5 protein-coding genes are annotated in these 6383 nt (G+C 65.0%); 3 read left to right on the forward strand and 2 right to left on the reverse strand.

Features of this window, described 5'->3' with window-relative positions; translation table 11 throughout:
- Positions 1-515: 515 nt before the first annotated feature.
- On the reverse strand, positions 516-2117 hold the full coding sequence (locus WCB02_RS23815; protein WP_423962014.1) for a phytoene desaturase family protein: 1602 nt from the start codon (positions 2115-2117) through the stop codon (positions 516-518).
- A 316-nt stretch (positions 2118-2433) separates the two neighbouring features.
- Between WCB02_RS23815 and WCB02_RS23820 the strand changes: the two genes are divergently transcribed.
- Complete coding sequence (locus WCB02_RS23820) at positions 2434-4716, forward strand: fused MFS/spermidine synthase (RefSeq protein WP_423962008.1); 2283 nt, start codon at positions 2434-2436, stop codon at positions 4714-4716.
- 139 nt (positions 4717-4855) lie between these two features.
- On the opposite strand, the gene WCB02_RS23825 is transcribed toward WCB02_RS23820, so the two are convergent.
- Positions 4856-5674: a L,D-transpeptidase family protein gene (locus WCB02_RS23825; protein ID WP_423962009.1), complete on the reverse strand. Its 819-nt coding sequence runs from the start codon at positions 5672-5674 to the stop codon at positions 4856-4858.
- A 45-nt stretch (positions 5675-5719) separates the two neighbouring features.
- Between WCB02_RS23825 and WCB02_RS23830 the strand changes: the two genes are divergently transcribed.
- Both WCB02_RS23830 and WCB02_RS23835 read left to right on the forward strand, forming a co-directional pair.
- Positions 5720-5992, forward strand: a complete 273-nt coding sequence (locus WCB02_RS23830; RefSeq protein ID WP_423962011.1) for a hypothetical protein — start codon at positions 5720-5722, stop codon at positions 5990-5992.
- Positions 5973-6302, forward strand: coding sequence for a hypothetical protein (locus tag WCB02_RS23835; RefSeq protein WP_423962012.1), 330 nt, complete (start codon positions 5973-5975; stop codon positions 6300-6302). The genes WCB02_RS23830 and WCB02_RS23835 overlap by 20 nt, the downstream gene beginning before the upstream one ends.
- Positions 6303-6383: the final 81 nt, after the last annotated feature.

Below are 6383 nucleotides of genomic sequence, written 5' to 3' on the forward strand. Positions count from 1 at the left end.
GGTCAAGGCAGACGGAGGCCGGCCAAGGTCCATGCTACTTGCTCACAGCGCTGCCCACAGGGACGTGCACAGGTTATCCCTCGCTGTTGCATGGGGTCGGGCCCAGGACGGAGCGAAGAGCGCACCGGGGTTCTTCACCGGTCATCCAGCGGTTTTCCTAAAATTGTGCACAGGTAGGAAGCAGCCTTTCAATCAATCAAGCCATTGTCCGCAAACAGGAACCCACCAGCCCTTGACGATCGGTGGGATTCTCGGGCTCGCCAGACCATGTGCCACTGTGCCGCTTCTTCCGAATTCCCATTATCAACAACCCTTGGCAGTCCGCCGGCCGGCCCTCGCTGATGCTGGCGTCATCCCAGACCCGCCCGACAGCACTGTCCACAAGGTTATCCCGTTTCGGTCCACAGTCTGGCCCCGTGAAGCGGCGCGAAAATTCGCCGCCTGCTCCGCTCGCTATCCCCGCTTTTTCCCAGCTTTGTTCCCAGGCGACACAGCCGGTCCGCCGACCTGTCCGCTCATTTGAACAGCGCGCGGTGATCGCGCAGGATGACCTGCGCGGCGTTGTGGCCGGGCGCGCCGGTGACGCCGCCGCCGGGATGCGCGCCGCTGCCGCAATGATAAAGTCGCTTCAGGGGCCCGCGGTAGTCGGCGTGGCCCAGCATCGGGCGTGCCGAGAACAATTGATTGAGCGTCAGCGCGCCGTGAAAGATATCGCCGCTGAGGAGGCCGAACTGCCGCTCCAGATCGAGCGGCGACAGGATCTGCCGGCCGAGCACGCTTTGCCTGAAACCCGGCGCGTAATCGTCCACGGTCGCGATCATGAGGTCGGCGACCCCTTCGCGATGATCGTCCCAGGATTTGCCGCCCGGTAAGGTTGGCGCCACGTGCTGGCAGAACAGGCTCGCGACATGCTGCCCCTTCGGCGCCAGCGTGTCGTCGAGCGTCGAGGGGATCAGCATCTCGACCACCGGCGCACGGCTCCAGCCGTGCTGGCGCGCGTCCTGCCAGGCGCGGTCCATGTAGCCGAGGTTGGGTGCCACGATGATGCCGGCGCTGAGATGGTCGCCCTCGCCGGGCAGCGCGGTGAAGCAGGGCAGGGCATTCAGCGCCACATTCATGCGGAAGGTGCCCGAGCCGCCCTGCCAGCGCTGCATGCGCGCGAGAAACGGCGGCGGCAAAGCTTGCGCCGCGATCAGGCGGGTGTAGAGCAGTTTCGGATTCACATTCGAGGCGACATATTTCGCCCGGATGGTGTCGCCATTATCGAGGATGACACCCACCGCGCGGTCGCGCTCGACGATCACCTCGCGGACGCCGTTGTCGAGCGCGATGGCCGCGCCATGCTCGCATGCCGCGCGGGCCATCGCCTGGGTGATCGCGCCCATGCCGCCGATGGCGTGGCCCCAGACGCCCTTCTTGCCGTTCACCTCGCCAAAGGCATGGTGCAGCATCACATAGGCCGAGCCCGCCGCATAGGGGCTCGCGTAATTGCCGACGATGGCGTCGAAACCGAACAGCGCCTTCACCAGGTCGTTGTCAAAACGTTCGTCCAGCATGTCGCCGGCCGAACGGGTGAACAGATCGAGCAGGTCCCGCGTCTGGTCGAGCGACAGCCTGCGCAACAGCCCGGCGGCGCCAAGCGCGCGAAAGCCTTCGCGGATCGCGCCCGCGCCAAAGCCTTCGACCAGGTTCGGCGGCGCGCGCAGCACGAGGTCGCGCAGCACGTCGGCGATGGTGGCGAGCTCCCTTGAAAATCTCTCGAACGCGTCGGCGTCACGCGCGCTGAGCCTGGCGATCGATTGCGAGCTGCGGCCTTCGCCGGTCAGCAGATATTGGCCATCAGGGGCGGGCAGGAAATTCTGCGCGCGGCGCTCCACGATCCGCAAACCGTGATCGGCGAGCCTGAGGTCGGCAATGATCTTCGGATTGAGCAGGCTGACGGTATAGGCCGCGACCGAATTGCGAAAACCATCGTGAAATTCCTCGGTCACCGCGGCGCCCCCGACCACCTTGCGGCGTTCGACCACCGTGACGCGCAGGCCCGACCTGGCGAGATAGGCCGCGCAGGTCAGGCCGTTATGTCCCGCGCCGATGATGACGACGTCCGTTTCTGTCATGTCGGGTTCAGACTTCTTCATGTCCGTCATTCCGGGGCGGCGTGAAGCGCCGATCCCGGACTCTCGAGATTCCGGGTTCGCGCTTTCAGCGCACCGCGGAATGACGTTCCTTTAGCGAAGATGTCCGCGCGAGCACAGTGCGATGTGAAGAACAGGCGGGGTCCGGCAGATTGCCCGCGCGCGTGTCATGTGCTCCATTGCGGCGCCTGGCGCCCGCCGGGAGCAATGTCCTGACGGATTTTCCGGAAACGCAGCGCTGCCAACCCGGATCACGTTCGGGAGCTTGTCGCCGGAAATGCCCTCTGCCGGAGCTTTCATGACCACGATTGCGTCTTCTGTCCCCAAGGACGAGCCGTCTGTTTTTCGCAACCGGGTGGTGCTTCTGGTCTACACCTCCGCGATCTTTCTCAGCGCGCTGCTGCTGTTCTCGGTGCAGCCCCTGTTCACCAAGATGGTGCTGCCGCGGCTCGGCGGCTCGCCGGCGGTGTGGTCGGTGGCGATGGTGTTCTTCCAGTCGCTGCTGCTCGCCGGCTACGCCTACGCACATTTCCTGATGCAGATCAGGAACCGCGTCATTCCGGTCGTGCTGCATCTGGTGCTGCTGGTGGTCGCCATCCTGACGCTACCGCTGTCGATCGCGGCCGGGTGGGGTGAGCCGCCGAGCTCCGGCTATGCGTTCTGGCTGCTGGGTCTGTTTGCGGTGTCGATCGGGCTGCCGTTCTTTGCGCTCGCCGCCAACAATCCGCTGCTGCAGGCCTGGTTCGTGCGCACCGGCCATCCGGCGGGACCCGATCCCTATTTTCTCTATGCCTCCTCCAATATCGGCAGCTTCCTGGCGCTGTTGTCCTATCCGGTGCTGCTCGAGCCGATGTTCCCGCTGCGCACCCAGAACCTGATGTGGACCGGCGGTTACGCTGTCCTGATCCTCTTGATCGCCGGCTGCGGGGGGCTGTTGCTGCGCTCGCCGGCACTGGCGCTGGCCGATCTGCAGACCGAGGAGACGCACGCTCCGGCGCCGTCCTGGATGCTGCAGGCGCGCTGGATCTTCCTCGCCGCAGTGCCGTCGGGCCTGTTGATCGCGGTGACCGCGCATATCTCGACCGACGTCGCGGCGGCGCCGCTGTTGTGGGTGCTGCCGCTGTCGCTTTATCTTCTGACCTGGGTCCTGGTGTTCCAGTCCCGCCCGCTGCTGCCGCATCAATGGATGCTGCGGCTGCAGCCATTGGCGATCGCAGGCGTCGTCGCCTTGCTGGCGCTCGGCGGCGAGCAGAACCTGCTGATCACGCTCGGCGGCCATCTGGTCTGCTTCTTTGTCATCGCGATGGCCTGCCATGGCGAGTTGGCGCGGACGCGGCCAGCCGCGAAATATCTCACCGGCTTCTATGTCGCGCTCTCGTTCGGCGGCATGGTCGGCGGCCTGTTTGCCGGGCTGATCTCGCCCTATGCGTTCTCCTGGATTGCCGAATACCCGATCCTGCTGGCGCTCGCGGCGCTGTGCCGGCCGGCCGAGGGCGGCGAGCGGCTGCCGCTCTGGAGCCGCTGGTACTGGCCGTTTCTCGCCGTGCTGGCCGTTGCGCTGATCGCGCCGACCTATGCGAGCGGCAAGGTCCCGGACTGGATGCAGGATCATCGGGTCTGGATCGCGGGCGCCGTCGGCGTGCTCGCAGCCGCGCTGGCGCTGCTCCTGAGAACCGACCGCTGGAAGATTTTTGCCACCGTGGTGCTGGCGCTGGTGTTGATCCGGGTCTATCCGGCGGATGACGGGCGCGTCGAGACCGTGCGCAGCTTCTTCGGCGTCCACAAGATCGTGGTGACGCCGAACGGGCAGTATCACGTGCTGATGCACGGCACCACGATCCACGGCGCCGAGAAATTTCAGAACGACGACGGCACGCCGGTCGCGGGCCGACCGGAGCCGATCAGCTATTACCACAAGGACGGCGGCATCGGTCAGGCAATCACGGCGATCCGCGCGCGCAAGGGCGCAGCCCTGCGGGTCGCGGTGATCGGCGTCGGCTCCGGCACCCTGACCTGCGCCTCGGAGCCCGGCGAGACCTGGAAGTTCTTCGAGATCGACCAGACCATGGTCGATACCGCGCGCGATCCGAAATACTTCAGCTACATCCAGAAATGCGAGCCGGATCTGAAGCCGGTGATCGGCGATGCGCGATTGACCTTCGCCAGGGAGCCGGACGGCATCTACGACCTCATTATCGTCGACGCCTATTCCTCGGATGCGATCCCAATCCATCTGGCGACGGAGGAGGCCATGAAGATCTACAAGGACAAGCTGGCGCCGCAGGGCGCGGTGGTGATGCATGTCTCCAACCGGCACCTGGAACTGGAGAGCGTCGTGGTCGGCATCGCCGACGCCAATGATCTCAAGAGCTGGGTTTATGACGAGGATTCCGGCCGCGACGACGAATACATCTTCGCCACCGATGTCGTGGTCTGCGCGCGTGAGGAGGCCGATGTCGGCGCGCTGGCGTCTTCCGACAAATGGGCCGAGACCGAGCCGACCGAAAACCAGCGGGTCTGGACCGACGACTATTCCAACGTGCTTGGCGCGGTCTACCGGCGCCTGAGGGACGGCGAATAGGAGGGGGTGAGCGCGGCCCTCCGAGCCTACCGCGGATCAGGAAGGCATCGCGAGACGACAGCGGACGGAATTGTGGATAAAGTACGCGCGACGCCGACCGCCCCGGACGATGCGGGTCGGTCGGCGCGGATTTCCTGCATCAATCGAAGAAACCGCGCGGCTGAGGCTGCTGATAATAATATTGCCGCTGCTGGTAGTAGCCCTGCGGCGCCGGCGCATAGCCGGGATTATTGTCATATTGGTACTGCTGCGGGGGATTGACCTGCGCGTCATAAAGCCGGCGCGAGCCGGGCGGCGCCGGATAGATCTGCTGGTTCGAGCTGCCATCGGCCGGATAGATGTAGCCGTCGTCCGCCCGTTCCTGCGGCACGGCCCGGCGGCCGGGGAATACCTGCGGCTGCGGGGTCAGGACCACCGGCTCACCGCTGTCCGAATATTGCTGCGAATATTGCTGATCGTCGGGCTGCTGGACGGTATCGCCGCGCGCCACCGCGGTGGTGGCTCGGTGTGGATTGCGGGCCAACGCGACTTCGGATGAGCCGGTCAGCGTCACCGTGGTATTGAGCACGCCCTGCTGTTCCACCAGCGCGTAAAGCGTGGCGGCATTGTCACGGGACAGCCGCACGCAGCCGTGGGACACGGGGGTACCGAGCCGGCTCTCGGACTCGGTGCCGTGAATGGCGTGGCCGACCTTGGTGAAGAAGATGGAGTGCGGCATCGGCGCATCATCGAATTCCTTCGAGAAGTGATCCGCTTCCATGCGGAAGGTCCGGAAGGTGCCGTTCGGCGTCTCGTGCGACGGATTGCCGGTCGAAACCGGCCAGTGGTAGCGCGGCACGCCATCGACGGCGACCGTCATCATCTGGTTGTTCTTGTCGACGGTGATTTCGACAGCGGCTTGGGCGGCTTGGCCGGCGAACAGCACCAGACCCGCGATCGCGATGAGGAAGGGACGCATTTACCTTTGGCCTCCAGGCCTTGAATGCAGCGGTTATGCAGCGGCTTGAAAACAGCATCGCCGCGGCTCTCCGTCCCCGGCAATCAATATGCCGGAAACCTGGCTTTTGTTCCAGAGAGCCGCCCTGCCACCGTTAACGCAGCCCGCGGCGCAAACAAGGCTGCTGTGGTGACATTTTCGCGAGGCTCGCGGATCGCTGCGGACAATAAAGAAACCACAAGGCCGCAACTTTTCGGCCTCATCGGCGTTCCAGATACCCGCTGGCCGGTACGGTCGATGCCGGATTTGAGGAATTCAGATGAAGAAAATCAAGGTTAAGTCTGCTGTGCTGCCCACCGGCTTGCCGCATCCATTCGTCCTGCTGTCCGCGACCATCGCGCTGGGGCTGTTGCTGATCCCGCATGCCGGGCACGGCCAGGGAATCGTGCGCGGCGCACAGGAAGGGGCCTACGAGGGCCACCGGGTCGCAGGGCCCGTGGGCGGCGTGGTCGGAGGCGCGGTCGGCGCGGGTGTTGGCGGCGCGGTGGGCGCGGTCGAAGGCGTGTTTGGCGCGCCCTATGGCGGCTGGCACCATCATTATTGCCACGGCTATCACGACGGCTACGGCCGCTTTCACTGTTATCGGTGATATCTGGAACGTCATTCCGGGTCGTTCGCTCTCGCGAGCGCCCGATTGACGCCAGACTACCTCACCGCTTCAGCCGGTAGC

It is taken from the genome of Bradyrhizobium sp., assembly GCF_049581145.1.
Lineage (GTDB): Bacteria > Pseudomonadota > Alphaproteobacteria > Rhizobiales > Xanthobacteraceae > Bradyrhizobium.

Excerpts from the sequence above, each read along its gene's own strand:
- WCB02_RS23815 (WP_423962014.1), bottom strand. The coding sequence starts at position 2,117 with ATGACAGAAACGGACGTCGTCATCATCGGCGCGGGACATAACGGCCTG.
- WCB02_RS23820 (WP_423962008.1), top strand. The coding sequence starts at position 2,434 with ATGACCACGATTGCGTCTTCTGTCCCCAAGGACGAGCCGTCTGTTTTT.
- WCB02_RS23825 (WP_423962009.1), bottom strand. The coding sequence starts at position 5,674 with ATGCGTCCCTTCCTCATCGCGATCGCGGGTCTGGTGCTGTTCGCCGGC.
- WCB02_RS23835 (WP_423962012.1), top strand. The coding sequence starts at position 5,973 with ATGAAGAAAATCAAGGTTAAGTCTGCTGTGCTGCCCACCGGCTTGCCG.